Origin of the sequence: Janthinobacterium sp. SUN118, assembly GCF_030397695.1 — a bacterium.
Classification (GTDB): domain Bacteria; phylum Pseudomonadota; class Gammaproteobacteria; order Burkholderiales; family Burkholderiaceae_D; genus Janthinobacterium.
In genome coordinates, this window is the sequence record NZ_JAPUBV010000001.1 from 57,832 (window position 1) to 81,458 (window position 23,627).

The window sequence follows — 23,627 nt, forward strand, 5'->3', positions numbered from 1 at the left end:
TGAATGAAAAAATACACGCTCGATGCCTGTAGAGCATGCTTCATGAAACGATGCTGAATTTTGTTTGATTGTCGGTATAATCCACTGAATAACCGGGCCTATTTGTGAACTAAAACTGCTGGTTCACCAATATGATGACGTTTAATCTGGCACTGTTGACGGTCTATGACCGCGCGGCCAGGGCAGCGTTATCCCAGCCCAGCCGTTCATGAATTTCGGTTTCGTTTATATTGTTTTCTTGGAGAAATAGCATGTCGTTTTACGAAAAACTCAAAGCCCTCAACATCGAATTGCCAGTCGTTGCCGCGCCAGCCGCCGCCTATGTGATGCATGCCCGCACCGGCAATACCGTGTTCCTGTCCGGCCACCTGGCCAAGAAGGATGGCAAGGTCTGGGTCGGTCAACTGGGCAAGGATGTCAGCACGGAAGAAGGCAAAGTGGCCGCGCGCGGCATCGCCATCGAACTGATCGCCACCCTGCAAGACGCTTGCGGCGGCGACCTGAACAAAGTCAAACGCATCGTCAAGGTCATGAGCCTGGTCAATTCCACCTCCGAGTTCACGGAACAGCACCTGGTCACCAACGGCGCTTCGGAACTGTTCGTCGAAGTCTTCGGCGACAGCGGCAAGCATGCCCGTTCCGCCTTCGGCGTGGCGCAAATCCCGCTGGGCGCTTGCGTCGAGATCGAACTGATCGCCGAACTGGCCTGATCATCTGAGCATGCCGGCGATTGCCGCCGGCTCGCCCTTTCCTCCTTTCCAGCAAGAGCGGAACCGCCATTGGGGTGGAGGGATCGGTGTATTCAAGAAAAAAACGGAGACACGTAATGAAAACGAGTGAACAAGGCTTGCACCGCGGCCTGGGCGAGCGGCAGATACGCCTGATGGCGCTGGGTGCGGCGATTGGCGTGGGCCTGTTTCTGGGTTCCGGCAACGCCATCAAGATGGCCGGTCCCGGCATCATGCTGTCGTATATTATCGGTGGCGCGGTCATCTTCATGATCATGCGCGCGCTGGGCGAAATGGCCGTGCACAATCCGGTGGCCGGCTCGTTCAGCCGCTATGCCCAGGATTACCTGGGCCCGCTGCAAGGCTACCTGACGGGCTGGAACTACTGGTTCCTGTGGCTGGTCACTTGCGTGGCGGAAATTACCGCAGTCGCCATCTACATGGGCATCTGGTTCCCCGACACGCCGCGCTGGATCTGGGCCCTGGCGGCGCTGGGTTCCATGGGCGCGATCAACCTGCTGGCCGTGAAAGCCTACGGCGAATTCGAATTCTGGTTCGCCCTGATCAAGGTGGTCACCATCATCATGATGATCATCGGCGGCGCCGGCATGATCATCTTCGGTTTCGGCAACGACGGCGTGGCCATCGGCATTTCCAACCTGTGGACGCATGGCGGCTTCTTCCCGAATGGCGCGCAAGGCGTGCTGATGTCATTGCAGATGGTGATGTTTGCCTACCTGGGCGTGGAAATGATCGGCCTGACGGCCGGCGAAGCGGCCAACCCGAAGAAATCGATCCCGGACGCCATCAATTCGGTGTTCTGGCGCATCCTGATTTTCTATGTCGGCGCGCTGTTCGTCATCCTGTCGATCTATCCATGGAATGAAATCGGCACCACGGGCAGCCCGTTCGTGATGACGTTCGAACGCCTGGGCATCAAGACGGCGGCCGGCATCATCAACTTCGTCGTGCTGACGGCAGCCTTATCGTCGTGCAATGGCGGCATCTTCAGCACCGGCCGCATGCTGTACAACCTGGCACTGCAAGGACAGGCGCCGAAAGCGTTTGCGGAAACCACCTCGAGCGGCGTGCCGCGCCGCGCCATCCTGGTGTCCGTCTTCGCGCTGCTGCTGGGCGTGCTGCTGAACTACCTGGTGCCGGAAAAAGTGTTTATCTGGGTCACCTCGATCTCCACCTTCGGCGCCGTCTGGACCTGGGGCGTGATCCTGGTCACGCAGATTCAGTTCCGCAAGACCTTGACGCCGCTGGAAATCAAGAACCTGGCCTTCCGCATGCCGTTCGCGCCATACGGTTCCTGGATTTCGCTGGCCTTCCTGGCGCTGGTGATCGGTCTGATGGCGTATTTCCCCGATACGCGCATCGCCCTGATGGTCGGACCGGCCTGGCTGATCCTGCTGACGGTGCTGTACTACGTGCTGGGCCTGGCGCCGAAAGACCGCCGCGACGACGTGCCGCAAGGCTACGAAGCGGGCTGGCCACCGGCCGATGCGCCGCAGGGCAAGAAGTAATCCGGCTCGGCTGAGCTGAACCGACAGCGCGCCCCTGCTCCTGCAGCGGCGCGCTTTTTCTTTCATATTGGCAACTCCATGCTCTCCTAGCGCCAGCGCGCGTTTTGCGGCGCACGCCTGGCGTTGTTTCCTTGCATCAAACTTCTGTTTAGCTGAGCCGATGAAAGCCCTATAATCGCTTAGTTTTGAAAATGGACGCGATCTTTCCGGTTTTTTGCCAGGTAGGGCCGGAGCGCCGTTTTTAAGTGTTTTTACCCGTCATGTTCCTAACAACATCTAGCAAAACCGTAGCGAGCGGGATGAGTTGTGGCCAAGAAGCGCAGCTGTGCGAATGCACGGCGAGCATCGCCGGCCGCGAATCACGACGCGCAGCAGGTTTTGCTCGGTGTGTAAGTGCATGCCTCATAAAGGAATGCTAGTGAGCCAAACCCTGGTCCAGAAACTTTGCCGCACCAAGCCGATCGATACCACGGTCGAGTATGGTGAGGGCCTCAGCAGCAGCGGCTTGAGCCGATCCATCGGCCTGTTTTCCCTCACCATGATCGGCGTCGGCGCCACCATCGGCACGGGCATTTTCTTTACCATGGTCGAGGCCGTCCCTAAGGCGGGCCCGTCAGTCATCCTGTCGTTCCTGATCGCCGCCATCACGGCCGGCCTGACGGCCCTGTGCTATGCGGAGCTGTCGTTCCGCATTCCTGCCTCCGGTTCCTCGTATTCGTTCGCCTATGCCACCGTGGGCGAGTTTCTTGCCTTCATCATGGCCGCCTGCCTGTTGCTCGAATACGGGTTGGCGGGCAGCGCCGTAGCCATCGGCTGGTCGTCCTATCTGAATAACTTCCTGGAAAATGCCTTCGGCTGGCATATTCCGGAAATGCTGCGCACGCCGATGATTGTTTCCGGCCCGCATGGCATGGAATTTCATGCCGGCCACATCAACCTGCCGCCCATCTTCCTGATCTGCATGTGCGGCTTCCTGCTGCTGCGCGGCGCCAAGGAATCGGCCCTGATGAATGCCATCATGGTCATCATCAAGCTGGCGATCCTCGTGTTCTTCATCGTCATCGCATTTTCCGGTTTTAATGCCGACAACTTCTTCCCCTTCTTCAATTCCGACAACAGCAAGGGCTTTGCCGGCATGACGGGCGTGACGGCCGCCGCCGGCACCGTCTTCTTCTCGTTCATCGGCCTCGATACGGTGGCGACGGCGGGTGACGAGGTAAAAAATCCCACGCGCAATGTGCCGCGCGGCATCCTTGGCGCCCTGCTGATCGTCACCGTGTTTTATCTGCTGGTGGCCGTGGCCGCCCTCGGCGCGCAGCAGGCGAAACTGTTCGAAGGCCAGGAAGCGGGCCTGGCGGTGATTCTGCAAAACGTCACGGGCAAGACCTGGCCGGCGCTGGTGCTGTCGGCCGGCGCCGTCATTTCCGTCTTCAGCGTGACCCTGGTGACCATCTATGGCCAGACGCGCATCCTGTTTGCCGTCAGCCGCGACGGCCTGATTCCGAAATCGTTCCAGAAAATCCACCCGCGTACCCTGGTGCCGGTCAGCAATACCATCATCGTCTGCCTGGTGGTGGCCGTGGTGGCCGGCACGGTGGACGCGACCTATCTGTGGGACATGGTCAGCATCGGCACCCTGACGGCCTTCATGGTGGTGTCGATCGCCGTGCCCGTGCTGCGCCACAAGCAGGGCGCGAACCGCATCGAAGGCTTCAGCGTGCCGTTCGGTCCGTATGTGATTCCCGGCCTGAGCGTGATGGCTTGCCTGTACATCATGCGGGACTTGCCGCATACGACGTTTGTCGTGTTCAGCGTGTGGATGGCCGTCACGGTGGCTATTTATTTCCTGTACAGCGTGCGGCATTCGCACCTGGGCAAGCAGGCCAAATGATGCTGTGTTGTTGACTCGAAACCGCCGCGCTTGCCGGCGGTTTTTTTTATTTCTAACCGGAAATTACATGATGAAAATAACTGATCTGGCCAGCTATGGCCTGCTGGCAAGCATGCTCCTTGGCGCGACGGTACAAGCAGCCCCCGCGGTGAAATCGGGCACGGCCCCGGCCTTGCGCGACTATCGCGCCGTGGCCCTGTCGGGCAATGGCCAGCGCATCGTCGCCATCGAATCGAGCAAGGCTGGCGCCCAGCCGCAGCGCCCGCATGCGGCCATCGTCGTGCGCGACGCCGCCAACGGCGCCATCGTGCAAGAGTTTGACCCCTGCGCCGTATGTTCTTACGACAAGCCCAGCTGGTCGCCCGATGGCCGTCAGCTGGCGTTCGTCGGTTATGACGCCAAAGCGGGCATGGCGCATCTGTACCTGGTCACGATGACACAGACGCAAGCCAAGGTATTGACCAGCATCAAAGGCGTGGCCAGCACGGCGCGCTGGTCGCCCGATGGCAAGCAGGTGGCCTTGCTGGCCACGGTGGGCGCGCGCAAGCTGGCCGGCGCCGTGGAAGCGGGCGCGCGCCAGGTGGGCGAAGTGGGCAGCGAAGACGATGCCCAGCGCATCGCCGTGGTGGCGGCCAGCGGCGGCGAGCTGCGGTTGCTGTCGCCGGCCGACACCTATGTGTATGAATACAACTGGACGCCCGATGGCCGCGGCTTCGTTGCCAGCAGCGCGCAAGGCAATGGCGACAGCAACTGGTGGGTCGCCAAACTCAGCCATATTGATGCGGGCACGGGCGCCTTGCGCGTGATCGCCGCGCCGGCCATGCAGCTGAACCTGCCTTCGGTCTCGCCGGACGGCAAGACGGTGGTCTTCATCGGCGGCCTGATGAGCGATTTCGGCTCCATCGGCGGCGATCTCTACACCGTGCCGCTGGCCGGCGGCACGCCGCGCAACCTCACGCCCGATTACCGCGGCACCTTCAACGGCGTCGTTTGGCGCGGCGCGGGCTTGCTGGCGACGGCCCTGATCGACTCGCAGCTGGCGCTGGTGCCCGTCGATGCGCAAAATGGCCCCGCCCAGCCTGTGCTGCTCGGCGAACTCAGCAGCAGCGCGGCCGATGGCCGTTTGTCGTTCAGCGCCGACGGCCAGCAGGCCGCCGCCGCACAGGAAGACTTTACGCACGCCAGCCACCTGGTGGCCGGGCCGGTCGGGCAGCTGAAAAAGATTACACAAGCCAATGACCAGTTTGCGCCGCAGGTGAGCGTGCAAAACGTGGGCTGGACGAATGAGCAATACCAGGTGCAAGGCTGGCTGCTGGGGCCGTTGAAGACGGAAGCGGGCAAGCAGTATCCGATGATTGTCAATGTGCATGGCGGACCCGGCGCGGCCGCCTCGCCCCGCTACGTGGAAGCGGCCACCGTGATTCAGGAATTGACGCAGAAAGGCTATTTTGTCTTCCTGCCCAATCCGCGCGGCAGCTTTGGCCAGGGCCAGGCCTTTACGCGCGCCAACATGGCGGACTTTGGCGGCGGCGACTGGCGCGACATCCTGGCCGGCATCGATGCGGTGCAAAAAGTGGCGCCCGTCGATGGCCAGCGCCTGGGCCTGATAGGCCATTCGTATGGCGGCTTCATGACCATGTGGGGCGTCACGCATAGCGACCGTTTCAAGGCGGCCGTGGCCGGTGCGGGCGTGTCGAACTGGATCAGCTATTACGGCCAGAACGGCATCAATCAGTGGATGATCCCGTTTTTCGGCGCTTCCGCGTATGACAAGCCGGACGTCTACCGCCGTGCCTCGCCCATCGAATCGATCAAGGCGGCGAAGACGCCGACCCTGATCTATGTGGGCGAGCGCGACGTGGAAACGCCGGCCGCCCAGTCGCTGGAATTCTGGCACGGCTTGCGCGCCATGGGCGTGCCGTCCAGCCTGTTCATCTACGATGGCGAAGGCCATTCCTTCCGCAAGCCGGAAAACCAGCGCGACTTGCAAAAGCGCACCATCGGCTGGTTCGAGCGGTATCTGAAGTAAATTCCCGCGGCCTAGCGCGGCGCCACGATATGCACGATCGCCGCGCTATGTATCACGATCTTGTCCGCATCGGCCTGCAACAGGCGGATACGGCGCTGCACCAGCGGCCAGCCCGACCAGGCCACGTCGCTGACGGGCGGCGCGGGCGGTGCGGCCAGCGGCGCGCTGATGGCGGCCTTGTCGTCGAGCTGGTCGAGCGCGCGCGACAGGGTCAGACACACTTGCGTATGGCTGTGGCTGAGCAAGGCGTTGACGGGCGCGACAGGCAGCTGGCTGGCATGGCGCCCCAGGATGGAACGCAGCGCCGCCACGTGGGCGACCAGCAGGTAGTTTTGCACGATGAACAGGTTGATGTCTTCCACGGCCCGCTGCTTGCTGGCCGGTTCGTCGAGCATGCGCACCAGCGCCGAGCTGAGCGCGGCCAGGCTGTCCATCAGGCGCTTGCGCTCGATGCGGTAGGCGAAGTCATCGAAACATTTGCCTTGCAGGAGTTCGAAGCTGGTTTGCATATAGCTCAGGTTCACGTTGAGCACCTGGCGCACCAGCCTTGGCAGGCTCTGGTATTCCCAGTTGGCCAGCACGAAGCTGAACACGGTGGCCACCGCCGCGCCGATCAGGGTGTCGATCAGGCGCTCGCTGACGAGATTCGGGTTGCTGGGCGCCACCAGATGCATTTGCAGCAAGATCATCAGGCTGACGGCGATGGCCGTGTAGCGGTAGCGCAAGTAAATGAAGGTGGGCGTGGCCACGATGGAAAGGAACAGGATGGCCATCAGCACGATATTGCTGTGCACGAAGCGGATCACGATGGCGGTGATCACGCAGCCGATGATGGTGCCGATGATGCGGTCGGCGCGGCGCTGGCGCGTCATGCTGAAGGTAGGCCGCAGGATGATGACGATGGTGAGCACGATCCAGTAACTGTGCGCCGCGTACGGCAGCCAGTGGCCGATCAGCAATCCCACGGAAATGGCCATCGACACGCGCAGGGCGAAGCGGAAGACGGGCGAGTCCAGGCGCAGGTTGGCCAGCAGGGTCTTCAGTTCGTATTTTTGCTGCGACAAAAACGGCGCCATGTCCGCGCCGCTCCAGAACGGCACGTCGGCATAGACCTTTTGCGTGGCCAGGTGCAGCTCGCCGATCATCTTCAGGATGGCGCGAATCTTGTTGCGCTGCGCGCGCAGGGTCGCCAGCGCTTCCTGTGCGTTTTCTCCCTTCGCTTGCAGGCGAGCAATCTCGGCTTCGATGTCTGCCCATTCCTTGTCATAGCTGATCTGTGCATACGAGGCGCGCTTGCGCGTGACGGCATACGCGACGGACTCGATGTCGCGCGCCGCCTTGTAGGCCAGGTCGTGCAAGGATTTCAAGACGTCGGAGTCGGCCAGGTGATGGCGCAGCAGCGCGTAATCGGTGTGCGTGGAAAGGATCAGCTCATATAGATCGAGCATGCACACGTGCACCTGCACGACGATCGCATCCTTGCTGTTTTTGTGGCTGCGGAGAATCAAGTCGCGCGACGCTTGCTGGCGGTCGGCCAGGATGCTTTGATGGCGCACCAGCTTGTTGAACTGCTCCGTCAGGTTGAAGCGCGTGTCGTAGAAATCGGCCTTGATGTCGATGTAGGCGGCCAGTTCGAACAGCGCTTCGGCCAGCACTTGCTGCTTGATGCGGTGGCGCAGGACCCAGGCGATGGCCATGGCGTAGGCCAGATAGATCAATCCCCCCAGCATGAACAGGCCCGCATGGTGGAACGATTGCTGCCATGTCATCTGATGCTCCATCGACATGGTCATGATGAACAGGGCCGCCAGCTGCAAGGGCATGGATTTCTTGCCGTACACCACCATCATACTGGCAAGGAAACTGACCAGTACCAGCACCGTCATCAACAGCCACTGCACGGGGCCGCACAAGCTGATCAACAGGGTGACGGCGCTGCACAGCAGGACCGAGGCCAGCATCTCGTTGAACTTGTGGCGCAGCGGACTGGGCATGTCCATCAAGGTCGTGCACAGGGCGCCGATGCACACCGTCATGGCGGTATTGCTGTCGCTGATTTCCAGGGTCAGCAAGGTCAGGCCGACCAGGCCGATGGCCACGCGCAAGCCCAGGTAAAAATAATGACTGTAAATAAAGGTGCGCAGGTTCAATGCGTAGTGCATGGGTGTACCTTGTGGGTAGAGCACAGAAAGAGGCGCCGCACCGGGGTCTCCGATGCGGCGCCAGGATATTGCATTCGCTACAGCCCGGATTTACATCAGGGCGATCACTGGATAGCGTCGCCATTCCGGCTCGGCGAAGCGCTGGCAGTTGGCGAAGATGAAATCGAGCACGGCTTCCTGATCACTCAGCAAGGCCGGGTTGGCTGCTTTCCAGTCGGCAAACTTGGCGGCCAGCGCCGGCTCGTCGCGCAGCAGCTCGGACGCCATGTCTTCGAACACGTAATTGGAAAACGCTTCTTTTTTCTCCAGCACGCTGTTGAAGAAACCCCAGCGGAAGAAGCTGTCGTGCGCCTGCGGCTCCAGGGTTTCCACGGCGTAGCGGGCATTGTCCTGGTCCAGGGTCACCACGTAGTCGCCCGCTTGCAACGTGAACTGGCCCGTGCGCGCTTCGACTTCGACCGTGTCGTGGAACATATGCCCTTCATAGGCCGTGGCGCGCGTGCCGACGGAAGCGATGTGGTAGTAGCGCGCCGTTACCGTCCGTTCGGCGGTGATGCGTGACATTTCGACGCCATTCCAGCGCAGGCGCTCGATGACTTCGCGCCAGGCTTGCGGCACGACATAGGCTTTCGGCGCGGCGATGGTCACATCCGCATCGAAACGGTTGTAATAGGTGATATCGCGTTCCCACGGCTGCGAGCGGTCATACGACAGGCGCTGGTAGTCGCCCAGCACGCTAGCCGTGTACTTGGCCGCGTAGCCCTTGAAGGGGAAGGTCGACGGTTGCTCTTCGTTCATGGCCCAGTGGATGGGCCACTCGGCCTGCGTGCGGCCCGCCGCCTTGGCCTGGGCGCGCAGTTGTTTGATCTGTTCGCCGTGTTTGACCGTAAATGCCATGGTGATGTCGAGCAGGGCGCGCATGGAGGCGTAGCGGTCGGCAAAGGGCTTGAGCATATGCGTTTCCGGCATGAAACCGATGACATGATGCAGGGCCGCAAAACCCGTCGAAAAACGCGGTACTTCGAGGAATTCGGCGATGCCGTGGTCCGGGCTGTCTTTGACGGGATTCACGTAAGGACAGGTGGGCCAGCCGGCGCCTTCCATCTGCGCAAAGATGTGCGGCAGCATGGTGTCTTGCAGGAAGGGGCCCAGGCCATTGCCCAGCTTATCCGTCTGCGTGTGGATCAGGGTCATCGTGTACGGATAGTCGGCGCCGTTCGACGTGTGCGTGTCGACCATCACGTCCGGGTCCCAGCTTGTCAGCAGGCGGTTGAACACTTGCGCGTTCAGGCTGTCGCACTTGATGAAATCGCGGTTCAAGTCCAGGTGGCGGCTATTGCCGCGGAAACCGAATTGCTCCGGGCCATCCTGGTTCACGCGCGAGGTGTTGGCGCGGTTCAGGCTGCCATCGACGTTGTAGATCGGAATGAACAGCAAGACCGTCCTGCCCAGCGCCGCCAGGCGGGCCGGTTCGGTGCACAGGTCGCGCACGATGGCCATGCAGGCGTCGATGCCTTCCGGTTCGCCCGGGTGGATGCCGTTGTTGTTGAAAAAGACGGTGCGGCCTTCGCGCTTGATTTGCTCGCGGTCAAAGACGCCATCGGCGCTGACGACGCCAGCGTGGATGGGCACGCCCGAATCGGACAAGCCGATCTGTTCGAAGCGCAGCACGTGCGGATAGCGTGCGGCGAGATCTTTGTAGAAAGTGATGCATTCCAGCCAGGTCGTGGTCTGGTTGTGGTTACCGAGTTCGTAGGTCGTGCGCAAGTCTGATGGCATAGCGGTCTGAGTCTGGGAGGGGCAGGAAAAGCGCGCTGGGTAAGCACGCCGCCGGGTTGTCAATTGTAGCACCGGCGCTCCGGCCTTGATGCGCCGCAGCGGCCCTGGGCCCAACTTGTGTTATGAATAGCGCATACACGCAAGCGGAGGCGGCATGCGCAAGAGGCTGGCAGCGGCGATGGTGTTGTGCATCAGCCTGGCTACGCAGGCGGCGCCGCTGCGTTTGCCGGCCGCATCCGTGCCGGTGCCCGACGGCGGTTCCGTCACGGCGCTGGGGCAGGGCGCGCTGATACGTTACCGTGGCTGGCTGCTGGCCGTCGATGACGCCGCGGCCGATGCGCGGGCCGACGTGCGCCTGGCGTCGGCCAGCGGACAGCGGGCGCCGCGCGCGCAGGCCGGGCGCGTGGCGCGCGACTTGCCCGTGTGGACGGCGCTCGAGCTCGTCAAGGGGGCTACGCGCTTGCGCATCACGGCGCTGCCGGGGCCAGGGTCGGATGAGGCGCCGGCCCTGCTGCTCGACTTCGGCGACGGCGATTACCGCATCGTCATTCCCGCCCACGCGCTCGCCCCGCCACAGCATGCGCAACTGGCGCAGCGCTTTCCCGGCGCCGACCTGGCCTTGCTGCTGCAGGAGGGCCGGCGCGTGATGTTGCCATTGGGAAGCAGTCGCGTGCAGGTGTTTGGCGCGGAGCAAGCCGTGCCCTACCTGTTTTCCAAGGTAAAACGCTAGGCGAAAAAAAGCCACTCCCGGGGGGAGTGGCTCAGGTGAAACGCGCCCGTTGCCGGGCTTGTTAGTTTTTGTTGTCAGGCAATTACTCGGCGCCCATTTCTTTCAGCAGGTTGTCTGCGTGGTCGATGTGTTTCATGTTCCACAGCATGTAGCGCAGGTCGACCTGGATCGAACGGGTGTTGGCCTTGTTGTAGTCCCAATCGGAGATGATCGAGTCCAGCGTGCCGTCGAATGCCAGGCCGATGAATTCGCCTTTCGAGTTCAGGGCTGCCGAACCGGAGTTGCCGCCGGTGATGTCCAGGGTCGCCAGGTAGTCGACCGGCACGGTTTTCAGCTTCGGATCGACGAATTTACCGAAGTCCTTGGCTTTGATCGCGGCCAGTTGTTTCGCTGGTGCATTGAACTCGCCTTCGCCCGTGGCTTTGGCAACGACGCCATTGACGGTGGTGAATGCGGTCCAGGTGGTGCCATCGGCGCCATGGTCGCGGCCAGCCACTTTGCCGAAGGTCACGCGCAGGGTGCTGTTGGCGTCAGGATAGACGGCTTGGCCCTTGCTCTTCATGAAGGCGATCTTGGCTTTCATGTAGTTGGCGTACGCCTGCTGGATCTTGCCTGCCAGTTCTTCTTCTTCCGCTTCGTTTTTCAGCGAGTCCGGATACATGGCGACGGCGGCCTGGATGAAGCTGTCCTTGCTGGCCTGGAATTCAGCCGGCGTGCGTTTCAGCCATGCTGCGCGCTCTTCCTTGTCGGCCAGCTTGCTGCCGGCATACAGTTTGTCCAGAGCGGCGGCCAGGTCGGCTTGCGACATGCCATCCTTGATGCCGATGGCGGCGTCGAAGCTGGCGCGGCGTTGTGCTGCCGATTGCGCGGCGTACTTGGTCAGGCTGTTCAGTACCAGCGCCTTGTCGACTTTTTCATCGTAGGTGCGCTCGACCGACGTGATGCCCGACGACAGGCGCGGCAAATCGCGCGTCTGGTAGCCGGACTTGCGTTCCGTATCGGCCTTGGTGCTTTCGTTCGACAGGCGGTACAGGCTGCGTGCCGTGTTCAGCAGGCGTGGCTGTGCGTAACCGAGGAAGAAATCGCGCTTGGTATCGGCATCGCGCTCGGCGATCAGCTTTTCCACTTGCTCGATGTCACCGGCAAATTCCGCCTTGCGGGCAGGATTGGCGTTGACCCAGGTTTTCAGTGCTTCGTGTTCCGTCGTCTTGCGCGCCAGGAAGTCGCTGCCGGCGTACGAGTCCAGCATGCCTTGGCGGTTCTTGTAGTAATTGTTCACGCCAGCGACCTGACCCGCGTATTTCAGGGCCACATCCTTGTTGTCCTTGGTTTCGCGCGCGATGATGGCCAGGGTTTCGCCCGACGCTTTCACGAAGGCCGGGTAGTTCCAATCAAACGTGAACGCCACTTCCGATGGCAGGCGGTGACGGTTGGTGCGGCCAGGGTAGCCCAGCGCCATCACGAAATCGCCTTCTTTCAAGCCATCCTTGGCCAGTTTCAGCACGTGTTTTGGCTGGTATGGCACGTTGTCCTTGCTGAAGTCGGCAGCTTTGCCGTCCTTGCTGACGTAGGCGCGGTAGAAACCGTAGTCGCCCGTGTGGCGCGGCCACATCCAGTTGTCGGTGTCGCCGCCGAACTTGCCCACGCCGGCTGGCGGCGCGTGCACCAGGCGCACGTCGCGGATTTCCAGTTGCTTGATCAGGTAGAACTCCAGGCCGCCGTAGTAGCTCGACACGGTGCAGCGGAAGCCCGCTTCTTTTTCGCATTCGGCCACCAGTTTTTTCTGGTTTTTCTCGATGGCGTCGATGCGTGCCTTGCCTTGCAGCTTGGCCACGTCCGCCGTGATGATCTTGTCGCTGACGTTGGTCACGGCCGAGGTGACGAAGATGCGGCTGCCTGGGGCGGCCGGCAATTCTTCAGCGAAGGTCTTGGCCAGGAAACCGTTGGCCAGCAAATCGCGCTCTTTGGTCGAATTGACCGCCACGCTGTTGTAGACGCAATGGTGGTTGGTGGCAACCAGGCCTTGCGGCGAAACAAACGAGGCCGAGCAACCGCCCAGGCTGACGATGGCGCCCATCGGGAATTCGGTCAGCTTGGTCAGGGTGGTCGGATCGAGTTTCAATCCGGCCGCTTTCAATTCCTTGGCTACTTGTGGCAGCTGTTGGGGCATCCACATGCCTTCATCGGCGTGTGCGAAGTTGCTCAGGATGGCGAGCGCGATTAGAGATTTTTTCATTCGAGTTCTTGTCTTTTACATGGTGGGAAGTCGGAATCAGCGTGCGTACCCAGTGTTTTTCTCAGCGGGCGATATAGAGTATCCGTATCGAACTCGCACTAGTCAATCACATTTTCCGCAAGGCATGGTCGACATATATGGCAGAGTTACCACAGTTTCCAGTGCGCCATGGGTGAAAACGGGCCGCCAGCGCGCATTTTCTCGTGCCGCGACTGTGGTATTGTCCATACAATTGTCCTGGCAGCAATAAAAATGGCCGGGAGCTTGCGCGGCCCGGCCATCCCGAGAAGAACGGCGAGTCAGGACTCAGCGGATTTTTCCACGACGTAAAAGATTGACGATGCCCAGCAGGATCACGGCGCCCAGGAACGAGACGAGCAGCGCAGACAGGCTGAAATTGTCGCTATTGATGGTGCCCGTGCCAAACAGCGGCGCCAGCAGCCAGCCGCCGAGGAAGGCGCCGACGATGCCGACCACGATATTGAGGAAGATGCCCTGTTGCGCATCGGTTTTCATGACCATGCTGGCCAGCCAGCCGATGACGCCGCCAATAACGATCCAGATAATGAAATTCATGTAATCCTCCGCGCGATGGATGAGTGGTTTGCCATATCAGAAAAACATCATGACAGCTGATACTGATGCCGCACGATAGAAAAGTCCAGCGGATTCGCGCTGCGCATGCAAAAGCCCGCCTGGCTGCGGGCAGCGAGGCGGGCTTGTCATGCGGCAAGGCGAGTGGACCAGACCGTTAGTCGGCCTTGATGGCTTCCACCTGAATCGCCAGTTTGACTTCCGGCGAGAACGCCGGCATGCCGTAGTTCAGGCCAAAGTCGCTGCGCTTGAATTCCGCGCTGGCATCGGCGCCGCACACTTCACGCTTGTAGCGCGGGTGCATGATGCACTTGAACTTGCTCACGTTCAGCTTGACGGGCTTGGTCACGCCCAGCAGGGTCAGCTCGCCGTCGACTTCCACCAGCTGTTCGCCATTGAACTTGAACGATTTGCTCTTGTAGCTGATTTCCGGGAATTTTTCGACGTTGAACATGTCCGCTTTTTTCGCGTGCGTGTTCATGGCGTCGAGGCCGAAGTCGATCGAATCGGCGTCGATCACCAGGTCCAGGCTGCCCGTCTTGGCGGCGCGGTCCAGGGTGACGGTACCCTTGGTCTTGTTGAACTTGCCACGCCAGACGGACATGCCCATGTGATCGGCTTCAAAGCTGGGGAAGGTATGCGTCGGGTCGAGGTTGTAGGTGTCGGTGGCGGCCATGGCCGAACCGGCGCCGGCGGCTGCCAGCACGGCGATCATCAAGTGCGAAAATTTCATGCAGATCCTATAGTTGAACAGGTGGTAGGGGTGTGCTTGGTCAGGCCTGAAAAACGTTCAGGACCAGGCGCCTTGCCGCAGGCCGCATGAACGGACGGCCAGGCAAGAGCAACGCCATGGACGTTTTCCCGGGCCTTACTGTGCTGCGACGTGGAATTTGATGGTGACCTCGTCGGCAACCATGCTCGTGTCTTTCCACTCGCCTTCGCCGATGTTGTAGGTCAGGCGCTTGATCGGCAGGGCGCCGTCGAACGTGTACTTGCCGCCGTCGGCTTTCACCGTCAGGGGGAAGGTCACGTCGGTGGCCTTGCCCTTGATGTTCAGCTTGCCGGTAACCGTCAGCTTGCCTGCGCCGGCCGCCTTGATGCTGCTCGAGACAAACGTGGCTTTCGGGAACTGGGCCGAGTTGAACCATTCTTTCTTGGCCACTTCCTTGTTGTATTCCGGATCGCCGATATCGATGCTGGCCGTGTCGATTTCCACCGACGCTTTCGAGGCGTCCGGCGTCGCCGGGTTGTAATCGATGGCGATATTGAATTTCTTGAATTTCGCTTCCACCGGCACATTCATTTGCTTGAAGACGGCCGATACGCTGGTCTTGGCGGGATCGACTTTCAGCAGGGTGGCAGCGGTGGCGGCCACGGACAGGCCCAGCAGTGAAGCGAGGACGATGCGTTGGGTGTTTTTCATCTTATTTTTCCTGGAGTTTCAGTGAGCAAGGGGAAGTGGACGTCAAGGCAGCATGCGTTTAAGCACGCCGTCGCGGTCGATGAACTGGTGCTTGAGCGCCGCCAGCACATGGGCGGCCACGGCGGCGGCCATGGTCATGTTCAGAACATAATGAATCTCTTTTAAAAGCGGCTTAAGTTCGGGGTTCGGCGCCATGATGACGGGCAGCTGGAACAGGCCCAGGTAGACTACCGGCACGCCGGCGGCCAAGGTGTACAGGTAGCCGGAAACGGGCACGGCGAAGATCAGGATGTACAGCAGCACGTGCATGGCGTCGGCCGCCTTCTTTTGCCAGGCGACCATGCTGGCCGGGTGCGGCGGCGGCACATTGGCCTTGCGCCACAGCAAGCGGATGGCAGCGATGGCCAGCACGGTCACGCCCAGCCACTTATGCCACGAGAAATATTTGAGCTTGGTGGGCGTCAGGCCGGGAATGTCGACCATGACCAGGCCCATGACAAAGGCGCTGATGATCAGCAGGGCGGTCAGCCAGTGCAGAATGATGGCGGTGGTGGTGTAGCGTTGCATCGACGGCTTTCTTGAAAGTAGTACGTGTTAGGACTAATTCGGCCTAATATACCAAAGAAAAGCAAATTGCGCTGCGTGCTGGAGATTCTACAAGAAAGACTGCCGGAAAAACCGCGGGGCGGCCAGCATTTGTGTGCTGGCCGCCCCGCGGGAGGGGATCTGCCTGATCCCGATGTGGAAACTGCTTAGATGGCCTTGGCCAGCTGCGCGGCGATACCGATGTAGTTCGCCGGCGTCATGGTCAGCAGCACGTCCTTGGCATCTTGCGGGATGGCCAGGCCGTTGACGAAGGTTTGCATCGCTTCTTTCGAGATGCCTTTGCCGCGCGTCAATTCTTTCAGCTGCTCGTACGGATTTTCGATGCCGTAACGGCGCATCACGGTTTGTACGGGCTCGGCCAGCACTTCCCACGTCGCGTCCAGGTCTTGCGCCAGGCGCGCGTGGTTCACTTCGAGCTTGTTCAGGCCGCGCAGGCAGCTGTCATACGCGAGCAAGGTGTAACCGAGGCCCACGCCGATGTTGCGCAGCACGGTCGAATCGGTCAGGTCGCGCTGCATGCGCGAGACGGGCAATTTTTCCGACAGGTGCTTCAGGACGGCGTTGGCCAGGCCCAGGTTGCCTTCCGAGTTTTCGAAGTCGATCGGGTTGACCTTGTGCGGCATGGTCGACGAGCCGATTTCGCCCGCTTTCAGTTTCTGCTTGAAGTAGCCCAGCGAGACGTATGTCCAGATGTCGCGGTTCAAGTCGAGCAGGATGGTGTTGGCGCGCGCGAAGGCGTCGAACAGTTCGGCCATGTAGTCGTGCGGCTCGATCTGGATGGTGTACGGGTTGAATACCAGGCCCAGGCGCTGTTCGATGACGGCTTGCGAGAACGCCGGCCAGTCGAAGTTCGGGTAGGCCGACAGGTGGGCGTTGTAGTTGCCGACGGCGCCATTCATCTTGCCGAGGATTTCCACTTGCGCGATGCGCTTGACGGCGCGCTGCAGACGGGCCACGACGTTGGCGAATTCCTTGCCCAGGGTGGTCGGGCTGGCCGTCTGGCCGTGCGTGCGCGACAGCATCGGCACGTCGGCATTGTCGTGCGCGATCTGCGTCAGCTTGGCCACCAGGCCGTTCAGTGCCGGCAGCATCACGCCGTCGCGGGCCGCTTTCAGCATCATGCCGTGCGAGGTGTTGTTGATGTCTTCCGAGGTGCAGGCGAAATGGATGAATTCCGACGCCGCCACCAGTTCCGGCACGTCCGCGACCTGTTCCTTCAGCCAGTATTCGACGGCCTTGACGTCATGGTTCGTGACCGCTTCGATGGCCTTGATGCGGGCCGCGTCGGCTTCCGAGAACTCGGTGGCCATCTTCTCGAGCAGGGCGTTGGCCGCTGGCGAGAACGGTTGGATCTCGGCGAAACCGGCTTGCGACAGCGCTTGCAGCCAGGAGATTTCCACTTTCACGCGGTGGTGCATGAAACCGGCTTCGGACAGGATCGGGCGCAGCAGATCGGTCTTGCTGGCGTAGCGGCCGTCGAGCGGAGACAGGGCCGACAGCGTGGAATACGGAGTAGTAGAAGTCATGAGAGCGGACGCAAGTTAAAAGAAACGGTTGGCGTGTGGCGCGCGGGGAGGGCAGGGCTATTTCAATACAGCAACACTGACGGCGCCACAGTAAAGGGCGATTTTACCACCGCTGGCGCGTTGCCAGCCGTCCGTCGGCCGCTGGCGGCCCCCATTTCCGCAGAATCGGGCGCCGATGCGGCGTGCCTGCCACACCGTGGAGCGCGCGGGGCGCGCGCTGCCAAATGCCGCTGCCGCCGATGCTATACTGGCTGCTGCTCCTTTACCATAAAGTGTCTATGAAACTCATCGGTTCCCTCGCCAGCCCGTATGTCCGCAAAGCCCGTATCGTGCTGGCGGAAAAAAAGCTCGACTATGTCTTCGAGCTGGAGAACGTCTGGGTGCCGGAAACGCGCATCGCCCAGGCCAATCCGCTGGGCAAGGTGCCTTGCCTGGTGATGGAAGACGGCAGCGCGCTGATCGATTCGCGCGTCATCGTCGAATACCTCGATACGCTCACGCCCGTGTGCAAGCTGCTGCCTGCCGGCGGCAATGGCCGCGAGCGGGCCGACATCAAGAATTGGGAAGCGCTGGCTGACGGCATCCTCGATGCGGGCGTGCTGGTGCGCCTGGAGCGCACGCAGCGCCCGCCCGAGCAGCAAAGCGCGGCCTGGATCGAACGCCAGCTCGCCAAGATCACCCTGGGCCTGGCGGCGCTGGAGACGCGCCTGGGCGAGAGCGCCTATTGCGCCGGCCGCAACTACACGCTGGCCGACGTGGCCGTGGGCTGCGCGCTGGGCTGGCTCAGCTTCCGTTTCCCGGAAATCGACTGGCGCACGGATCACCCCGCGCTGGCGCGCCTGTTCGACAAATTGTCCGAACGCCAATCGTTCAAGGACACCGTGCCGCAGTAAAGGCACGGCCGTAAAAAAACCGGCAATTGCCGGTTTTTTTATTTCACCATAGAGATTGCGACGCCTGGCAAAACCGTAGCGAGCGGAAGGAAGAGGTTGCCGAGAAGCGCAACCGTACTTTCGTACGGTGAGCATCGCAGGCCGCCTATGCCGACGCGCAGTAGGTTTTGCCAGGTGTTATCACTCTTCGATGGCCATCTGGCTCTGCAGGTAGTTCTGGATGCCGACCTTGGCGATCAGGTCGATCTGCGTTTCCAGCCAGTCGATATGCTCTTCCGTGTCTTCCAGGATCATCAGGAACAGATCGCGCGAGACGTAGTCGCCGGCTTTTTCGCAGGTGGCGATGCCTTCCTTGACGGTGGCGTGCGCGGCGCGCTCCAGTTTCAAGTCGCATTCCAGCATTTCCGGCGTGTTCTCGCCGATCAGCAGCTTGTGCAGCGCTTGCAGGTTAGGCAGGCCGTCGAGCATCAGGATGCGGTCGATCAGCTTGTCCGCGTGTTTCATTTCGCCGATCGATTCTTCGTATTCCTTCTTGCCCAGCTTTTCCAGGCCCCAGTGCTTGTACATGCGCGCATGCAGGAAGTACTGGTTGATGGCGGACAGTTCGTTGGTGAGCTGTGCGTTGAGCAAGCGGATGACTTCTTTATCGCCCTTCATGGGATTTCCTTTGTTCTGTGTTGCGTTCGATGATGAAACCGGAGGCTGCTGGCGGCCACTGCCGGGTGGCGCAGGGCTGCCTGGTGGCGCGCATGTTGCCGGTCTCGCTATGCCCGCATGATAGCGCAAAATGTCGGCGATTTCTGCTGCAAAACGGTGTTTTTCCGTCTTTTTAACGTAAATATCGTGCGAATAAAACCCATTCTCAAGTGGATTGCCACACTTTTCCGTTTTTTATTTGTTAAGGCAAATGAAGGCCATTCTCATTCGCGTTCATGCTGTCTTTTTTGCATGTTCGGCGATCCGCTGCGCCCACGTGACAAGATGGGAAAATGTTTGCGTGCTTCTTGCCTTTCGCTGTTCTGGGGCCGCGCTGGCGGTGCGATAATCAGGCAGCGATTTTTTCGAAAGGGATAGCACGATGATGTTGCATATACCCGGCGTGCTGACGCCGGAACAGGTGACGCAGTTTCGCCAGCGCCTGGCGCAGACGGACTGGGTCGACGGGCGCTCCAGCGTCGGCGCGCAAGGGGCGCAGGTCAAGCGCAACCGCCAGCTGGCCGAAGGCTCGCCGCTGGCGCTGGAACTGGGCGAGATCGTCAGCCGCGCCTTGATGGCCAACCCGCTGTTCTTTGCGGCCGTGCTGCCGCTGCGCATCCTGCCGCCGTTTTTCAACAGCTATGCGGGCGGCGAACACTATGGCCTGCATATCGACGGCGCCATCCGCACGCCGAAAAACGGCATGCAGTCGATGCGCGCCGACGTCTCGTCGACCGTGTTCCTGAGCGAACCGGACGAATACGAAGGCGGCGAGCTGGTGGTGGTCGATGCCTATGGCACGCATGAAGTGAAACTGCCGGCCGGCGACGTGATCGTGTATCCGTCGAGCAGCGTGCATCAAGTGCTGCCCGTCACCAGCGGCGAGCGCATCTGCTCGTTCCTGTGGACGCAAAGCATGGTGCGCGAGGACTGGAAGCGCAGCATGCTGTTCGAGCTCGACCAGAATATCCAGAGCGTGCGCGGAGAACACGGCGATTCGCCGGCGACGGTGGGGCTGACGGGCCACTATCACAACCTGCTGCGGATGTGGGCGGAGATGTAGCGCGAGCGCGCATGGCGGCGTTGCCTGGGCGCGCCGTCCTTGCATAGGCAAAAAAAAGTCTGCCTGGCCCGGGGATGTAGGCTGGCAGACTGAAACAAGCAAATCGCTTGACTAAAAACGGTATAAAAAGCAGGGCGCAAAAAAGCAAGCAGGCACTCGGTGCGATGCTTGCGGGCTGGCAGCGGCGCGGGGCCGCCGTGGGCTAGCTCAGCTGGAAGGTCAGCGGTACGAGGACGTACACGGGTACGGCTTTGCCGTTTTCGATCATCGGCTTGAACAGCGCGCGCTGCGCGGCCTGGCGGCCCGCTTCATCGAGGTTGCTGTAGCCGGTCGATTTGTGGACCAGGATTTGCTCGGGCAAACCCTTTTCATTGATCAGGATGCGCAGCACGACGGTGCCGCTTTCGCCCAGGCGGCGCGACAGGTTCGGGTAGATCAGTTGCGGCGCCTTGATGTATTCCACGCTGCTGACGGTACGCGGCGCGGAAGGGGCCGGTGGCGAAGGCGCCGGTGTCGATGGCGCCGTCGGCGCGGCGGTGGCCACGGGCGCCGCTTCGGCGCGCGTTGGCTGCGGCGGCGTGATCGTCGGTTCGGTCGGTGCCACGGCGACCAGCGGCAGCGGCGGGATGATGGCGCGCGGCACGGGGGCGCTCAGTTCCACGGTCTTCGGCACGGAGGGCGCCGGCGGCTTCGGCGGCGCCGGCGGGGCGATGATGCTGATGGTGGTGATGGTCGGCATGGCTGCCGTGACGACGCGGCTCAGCAGGCCGCTCTGGATCGCGTAGAAACCGGCGACATGCAGGACGACGATGGCCATCAGCGGCGCGAATTTGCTGCGTTTCTTGTCGAAATCGGCAAATTGTTCCACGGCCTGCACCGTTATGGGCGGGGGCATCATCGTCATGGCATTCATCACTTTCTTAGTTTGTCAGTACAGCTCGCATCAATACGGTTTCTTGCAGCACTACGGTGGCGCTCAGGTGATCGTTCAGCACTTCGCGGGCACAGGTATGGCATTTGCCGCAGCACGTGGCCACGCCGAGGTCGCGGCGCAGTTCGGCCATGCTGGACAGGCCAAGATCGACGGCTTGACGGATTTCACGATCAGATATGTTGTTGCAGACACATACAATCATTGATACACCTTCTGGCTGGATGATGAACAGACACTAGTGCTGTGAAGCATTATTGCTAGTGTTTTAATGAGAATCATTATCATTACGTTTCATTGTCGCGCAAAGTGCAGGACAATGCAAGCGATTTTGATCAAGCGTGCGGCGCTTGGCGACTTGGCGCGGTGCGTTGATTGGCTGTCTGCGCGAATGACGCAGCCCTTGGCAGGGGCGGCTCTCCGGGCTAAATAAAAACAATTCGCATTCATGTTTATAATGCTGGTATTGTCTCGGACGGTCGCCGTCTGAACATACGGAAAGGCCGCTTGTCGGTAATGCGCAACAGCTTGCGCCTTGCCTTACAAACCTGAGCCAGTGCAGGGCGCTACGCGCGGCAGCTGGTATCAGGTGTTCTTAATCTGAACGGAATTTGCTCATGACTCTAGTTCCACCCTTGATGACGCTCGACGCGCTGGCCGTCGGCCAGAGCGGCACCGTGTTGAAGATCACGCCCCACGCGGCAGGACAGACGGAGGACGGCGTCGACCTTGCCCGTCGCTTGATGGAGCTGGGATTCGTTCCTGGCGAACGTATCCGCATGCTCAAGCGCGGCATTCCCGGTGGCGACCCGCTCGCCATCAAGGTCGGCAATGCCACGTTCGCCCTGCGCCGCTTCGAAGCGGCGCTGATTACGATTCAACCGCTGATTCAACCGGAATAATTATGGGTGCTGTAGAAACTATCGCCGATGCGGGCCTGCACAAGCCGCCGCATCAGCCACAAATCGCCTTGCTGGGCAATCCGAACTGCGGCAAGACCGCCCTGTTCAACCGCCTGACGGGCGCGCGCCAGAAAGTGGCGAACTACGCCGGCGTGACCATCGAGCGCAAGGAAGGCCATTTCACGTCGCCCGCCGGCAAACCCGTGCGCCTGCTCGATCTGCCGGGCGCCTACAGCCTGTCGGCCACCACGCCCGATGAAGCGATCACGCGCGACGTCGTGGGCGGCTTGCGCCGCGGCGATCCGCGTCCGGACGCCATCATCTGCGTCGTCGACGCCACCAATCTGCGCCTGAACCTGCGCCTGGTGCTGGAAGTCAAGCGCCTGGGCCTGCCCATGCTGCTGGCGCTGAACATGACGGACGTGGCGCGCAAGCGCGGCATGCTGATCGACACGGCCAGGCTGTCGGCCGAACTGGGCATGCCCGTGGTCGAGACGGTCGCCGTGCAGCACGATGGCGAAAAAGCCCTGCTCAATGCCATCGACGCCATGCTGCCGCTGCCCGTCGTGGAAGCCAAGCCGCTGGCGGCCATCGACGCCGTCTCCGTCGAAGAGACCCAGCGCGAAGTGCGCCGCATCCTGGCCGCCGTCAGCAATGACACGAGCGACAAGGGCAACCTGACGGAAAAAATCGACGACGTGGTGCTGCACCCCGTCTTCGGCCCCATCATCCTGGCCGTGCTGATGTTCCTGATCTTCCAGGCCGTGTTTGCCTGGGCCGCGACGCCGATGGAGATGATCACGGATGGCGTGGGCCACCTGGGCGCCTTGCTGACGGCGAACATGCCCGACGGCCACCTGAAAAGCTTGCTGGTGGAAGGCATCATCGGCGGCGTCGGCAGCGTGCTGGTGTTCCTGCCGCAGATCCTGATCCTGTTCTTCTTCATCCTCAGCCTGGAAGACTGCGGCTACCTGCCGCGCGCCGCCTTCCTGCTGGACCGCATGATGGGCGGCGTGGGCCTGTCGGGCCGCGCCTTCATCCCGCTGCTGTCGAGCTTTGCCTGCGCCATCCCCGGCGTGATGGCGGCGCGCACCATCCAGAACCCGCGCGACCGCCTGGTGACCATCATGATCGCGCCGCTGATGACGTGCTCGGCGCGCCTGCCCGTGTATGCGCTGATCATCGCCGCCTTCATCCCCGAACGCCAGGTGTGGGGCTACCTGAGCCTGCAAGGCCTGGTGCTGTTCGCCCTGTATTTCGCCGGCATCATTTCGGCCATGGCCGTGGCCTGGGTCATGAAGCGCGGCATGGGCGTGCGCGGCAACCAGCCGCTGCTGCTGGAACTGCCGGCCTATCACTGGCCGCATTTGCGCAACCTGGCCGTCAGCCTGTGGGAGCGCGCGAAGATCTTCCTGACGCGCGTCGGTACCATCATCCTGAGCCTGATGATCATCCTGTGGTTCCTCAGCACCTTCCCCGGCGCGCCGGACAACGCGATCCACCCGCCGATCTACTACAGCCTGGCCGGCATCCTGGGCCGCGGCCTGGAAGTGATCTTCGCGCCGATCGGCTTCAACTGGCAGATCTGCATCGCGCTGGTGCCGGGCATGGCCGCGCGCGAAGTGGCCGTCGGCGCCCTGGGCACCGTGTACGCGCTGTCGCAAACGGGCGATGCGCTCGCCTCCACGCTGGAGCCGCTGATCGCCCACTCGTGGTCGATGGCCACCGCGCTGTCGCTGCTGGCCTGGTATGTCTTCGCGCCGCAGTGCCTGTCGACCCTCTCCGTGGTGAAACGCGAGACGGGCGGCTGGCGCTATCCGCTGCTGATGGCCGGCTACATGTTCGCGCTGGCGTATGCCGCCTCGTTCATCACTTACCGTCTCGCCCTGTTGCTGGGCGCCTAGGAGAA

20 protein-coding genes are annotated in these 23,627 nt (G+C 61.4%); 9 read left to right on the top strand and 11 right to left on the bottom strand.

Features of this window, described 5'->3' with window-relative positions:
* The first annotated feature begins 251 nt into the window (after positions 1-251).
* From O0880_RS00250 to O0880_RS00265, 4 genes are all read left to right on the top strand, one after another.
* Positions 252-710 carry a RidA family protein gene (locus O0880_RS00250; protein ID WP_071321696.1) on the top strand — a complete coding sequence of 153 codons (459 nt, stop codon included), beginning with the start codon at positions 252-254 and terminating at the stop codon, positions 708-710.
* A gap of 116 nt (positions 711-826) precedes the next feature.
* Positions 827-2,257 (top strand): amino acid permease, encoded by a 1,431-nt coding sequence (locus tag O0880_RS00255; protein ID WP_071321697.1) that lies wholly within the window; start codon positions 827-829, stop codon positions 2,255-2,257.
* Positions 2,258-2,675: 418 nt separating this feature from the next.
* Positions 2,676-4,148 carry an amino acid permease gene (locus O0880_RS00260; protein ID WP_289884425.1) on the top strand — a complete coding sequence of 491 codons (1,473 nt, stop codon included), beginning with the start codon at positions 2,676-2,678 and terminating at the stop codon, positions 4,146-4,148.
* Between the two features lie 67 nt (positions 4,149-4,215).
* Positions 4,216-6,177, top strand: a complete 1,962-nt coding sequence (locus O0880_RS00265; RefSeq protein WP_289884426.1) for a S9 family peptidase — start codon at positions 4,216-4,218, stop codon at positions 6,175-6,177.
* An 11-nt stretch (positions 6,178-6,188) separates the two neighbouring features.
* Here the strand turns inward: O0880_RS00265 and O0880_RS00270 are convergent, their stop codons facing one another.
* Together O0880_RS00270 and O0880_RS00275 are read right to left on the bottom strand one after the other, a co-directional pair.
* On the bottom strand, positions 6,189-8,339 hold the full coding sequence (locus tag O0880_RS00270) for an FUSC family membrane protein (RefSeq protein WP_289884427.1): 2,151 nt from the start codon (positions 8,337-8,339) through the stop codon (positions 6,189-6,191).
* Between the two features lie 90 nt (positions 8,340-8,429).
* Positions 8,430-10,118: a M14 family zinc carboxypeptidase gene (locus O0880_RS00275; RefSeq protein ID WP_289884428.1), complete on the bottom strand. Its 1,689-nt coding sequence runs from the start codon at positions 10,116-10,118 to the stop codon at positions 8,430-8,432.
* Between the two features lie 154 nt (positions 10,119-10,272).
* On the opposite strand from O0880_RS00275, the gene O0880_RS00280 reads away from it, so the two are divergent.
* Complete coding sequence (locus tag O0880_RS00280; protein ID WP_289884429.1) at positions 10,273-10,848, top strand: hypothetical protein; 576 nt, start codon at positions 10,273-10,275, stop codon at positions 10,846-10,848.
* Positions 10,849-10,930: 82 nt separating this feature from the next.
* Here the strand turns inward: O0880_RS00280 and O0880_RS00285 are convergent, their stop codons facing one another.
* The 6 genes from O0880_RS00285 to purB form a co-directional block, all read right to left on the bottom strand.
* On the bottom strand, positions 10,931-13,084 hold the full coding sequence (locus O0880_RS00285) for a S46 family peptidase (RefSeq protein WP_289884430.1): 2,154 nt from the start codon (positions 13,082-13,084) through the stop codon (positions 10,931-10,933).
* Positions 13,085-13,390: 306 nt separating this feature from the next.
* The gene (locus O0880_RS00290; RefSeq protein ID WP_071321703.1) at positions 13,391-13,660 is read right to left on the bottom strand and encodes a GlsB/YeaQ/YmgE family stress response membrane protein; all 270 of its coding nucleotides are present in this window, start codon (positions 13,658-13,660) and stop codon (positions 13,391-13,393) included.
* A gap of 175 nt (positions 13,661-13,835) precedes the next feature.
* Positions 13,836-14,411, bottom strand: a complete 576-nt coding sequence (locus O0880_RS00295) for a YceI family protein (protein WP_289884431.1) — start codon at positions 14,409-14,411, stop codon at positions 13,836-13,838.
* Between the two features lie 135 nt (positions 14,412-14,546).
* A complete protein-coding gene (locus O0880_RS00300) occupies positions 14,547-15,101 on the bottom strand; it encodes a YceI family protein (protein WP_071321705.1) in 555 nt (184 codons plus the stop codon).
* A gap of 42 nt (positions 15,102-15,143) precedes the next feature.
* A complete protein-coding gene (locus O0880_RS00305; RefSeq protein ID WP_046684510.1) occupies positions 15,144-15,668 on the bottom strand; it encodes a cytochrome b in 525 nt (174 codons plus the stop codon).
* 185 nt (positions 15,669-15,853) lie between these two features.
* Positions 15,854-17,233, bottom strand: a complete 1,380-nt coding sequence (gene purB, locus O0880_RS00310; RefSeq protein ID WP_289884433.1) for an adenylosuccinate lyase — start codon at positions 17,231-17,233, stop codon at positions 15,854-15,856.
* Between the two features lie 278 nt (positions 17,234-17,511).
* Here purB and O0880_RS00315 point away from each other — a divergent pair, with 278 nt between their 5' ends.
* A complete protein-coding gene (locus tag O0880_RS00315) occupies positions 17,512-18,126 on the top strand; it encodes a glutathione S-transferase N-terminal domain-containing protein (protein ID WP_289884434.1) in 615 nt (204 codons plus the stop codon).
* 180 nt (positions 18,127-18,306) lie between these two features.
* Here O0880_RS00315 and bfr read toward each other — a convergent pair whose 3' ends face one another.
* Positions 18,307-18,783, bottom strand: a complete 477-nt coding sequence (gene bfr / locus O0880_RS00320) for a bacterioferritin (protein WP_289884435.1) — start codon at positions 18,781-18,783, stop codon at positions 18,307-18,309.
* A 421-nt stretch (positions 18,784-19,204) separates the two neighbouring features.
* On the opposite strand from bfr, the gene O0880_RS00325 reads away from it, so the two are divergent.
* The gene (locus O0880_RS00325) at positions 19,205-19,885 is read left to right on the top strand and encodes a Fe2+-dependent dioxygenase (protein WP_289884436.1); all 681 of its coding nucleotides are present in this window, start codon (positions 19,205-19,207) and stop codon (positions 19,883-19,885) included.
* A 202-nt stretch (positions 19,886-20,087) separates the two neighbouring features.
* Here the strand turns inward: O0880_RS00325 and O0880_RS00330 are convergent, their stop codons facing one another.
* Both O0880_RS00330 and O0880_RS00335 read right to left on the bottom strand, forming a co-directional pair.
* Positions 20,088-20,789, bottom strand: a complete 702-nt coding sequence (locus O0880_RS00330) for an energy transducer TonB (RefSeq protein ID WP_289884437.1) — start codon at positions 20,787-20,789, stop codon at positions 20,088-20,090.
* Between the two features lie 16 nt (positions 20,790-20,805).
* The gene (locus O0880_RS00335) at positions 20,806-21,021 is read right to left on the bottom strand and encodes a (2Fe-2S)-binding protein (RefSeq protein ID WP_071075208.1); all 216 of its coding nucleotides are present in this window, start codon (positions 21,019-21,021) and stop codon (positions 20,806-20,808) included.
* 412 nt (positions 21,022-21,433) lie between these two features.
* Between O0880_RS00335 and O0880_RS00340 the strand changes: the two genes are divergently transcribed.
* Positions 21,434-21,718 carry a FeoA family protein gene (locus O0880_RS00340; RefSeq protein ID WP_071321711.1) on the top strand — a complete coding sequence of 95 codons (285 nt, stop codon included), beginning with the start codon at positions 21,434-21,436 and terminating at the stop codon, positions 21,716-21,718.
* A gap of 2 nt (positions 21,719-21,720) precedes the next feature.
* Positions 21,721-23,622 (top strand): ferrous iron transporter B, encoded by a 1,902-nt coding sequence (locus O0880_RS00345; protein ID WP_289884438.1) that lies wholly within the window; start codon positions 21,721-21,723, stop codon positions 23,620-23,622.
* Positions 23,623-23,627 lie beyond the last annotated feature (5 nt).

What these genes read in the sequence shown, in the direction of transcription:
- O0880_RS00250 (WP_071321696.1), top strand. Translation starts at nt 252, where the DNA reads ATGTCGTTTTACGAAAAACTCAAAGCCCTCAACATCGAATTGCCAGTC.
- O0880_RS00255 (WP_071321697.1), top strand. Translation starts at nt 827, where the DNA reads ATGAAAACGAGTGAACAAGGCTTGCACCGCGGCCTGGGCGAGCGGCAG.
- O0880_RS00265 (WP_289884426.1), top strand. Translation starts at nt 4,216, where the DNA reads ATGATGAAAATAACTGATCTGGCCAGCTATGGCCTGCTGGCAAGCATG.
- O0880_RS00270 (WP_289884427.1), bottom strand. Translation starts at nt 8,339, where the DNA reads ATGCACTACGCATTGAACCTGCGCACCTTTATTTACAGTCATTATTTT.
- O0880_RS00275 (WP_289884428.1), bottom strand. Translation starts at nt 10,118, where the DNA reads ATGCCATCAGACTTGCGCACGACCTACGAACTCGGTAACCACAACCAG.
- O0880_RS00280 (WP_289884429.1), top strand. Translation starts at nt 10,273, where the DNA reads ATGCGCAAGAGGCTGGCAGCGGCGATGGTGTTGTGCATCAGCCTGGCT.
- O0880_RS00285 (WP_289884430.1), bottom strand. Translation starts at nt 13,084, where the DNA reads ATGAAAAAATCTCTAATCGCGCTCGCCATCCTGAGCAACTTCGCACAC.
- O0880_RS00290 (WP_071321703.1), bottom strand. Translation starts at nt 13,660, where the DNA reads ATGAATTTCATTATCTGGATCGTTATTGGCGGCGTCATCGGCTGGCTG.
- O0880_RS00295 (WP_289884431.1), bottom strand. Translation starts at nt 14,411, where the DNA reads ATGAAATTTTCGCACTTGATGATCGCCGTGCTGGCAGCCGCCGGCGCC.
- O0880_RS00300 (WP_071321705.1), bottom strand. Translation starts at nt 15,101, where the DNA reads ATGAAAAACACCCAACGCATCGTCCTCGCTTCACTGCTGGGCCTGTCC.
- O0880_RS00305 (WP_046684510.1), bottom strand. Translation starts at nt 15,668, where the DNA reads ATGCAACGCTACACCACCACCGCCATCATTCTGCACTGGCTGACCGCC.
- purB (WP_289884433.1), bottom strand. Translation starts at nt 17,233, where the DNA reads ATGACTTCTACTACTCCGTATTCCACGCTGTCGGCCCTGTCTCCGCTC.
- O0880_RS00315 (WP_289884434.1), top strand. Translation starts at nt 17,512, where the DNA reads ATGAAACTCATCGGTTCCCTCGCCAGCCCGTATGTCCGCAAAGCCCGT.
- bfr (WP_289884435.1), bottom strand. Translation starts at nt 18,783, where the DNA reads ATGAAGGGCGATAAAGAAGTCATCCGCTTGCTCAACGCACAGCTCACC.
- O0880_RS00325 (WP_289884436.1), top strand. Translation starts at nt 19,205, where the DNA reads ATGATGTTGCATATACCCGGCGTGCTGACGCCGGAACAGGTGACGCAG.
- O0880_RS00330 (WP_289884437.1), bottom strand. Translation starts at nt 20,789, where the DNA reads ATGACGATGATGCCCCCGCCCATAACGGTGCAGGCCGTGGAACAATTT.
- O0880_RS00335 (WP_071075208.1), bottom strand. Translation starts at nt 21,021, where the DNA reads ATGATTGTATGTGTCTGCAACAACATATCTGATCGTGAAATCCGTCAA.
- O0880_RS00340 (WP_071321711.1), top strand. Translation starts at nt 21,434, where the DNA reads ATGACTCTAGTTCCACCCTTGATGACGCTCGACGCGCTGGCCGTCGGC.
- O0880_RS00345 (WP_289884438.1), top strand. Translation starts at nt 21,721, where the DNA reads ATGGGTGCTGTAGAAACTATCGCCGATGCGGGCCTGCACAAGCCGCCG.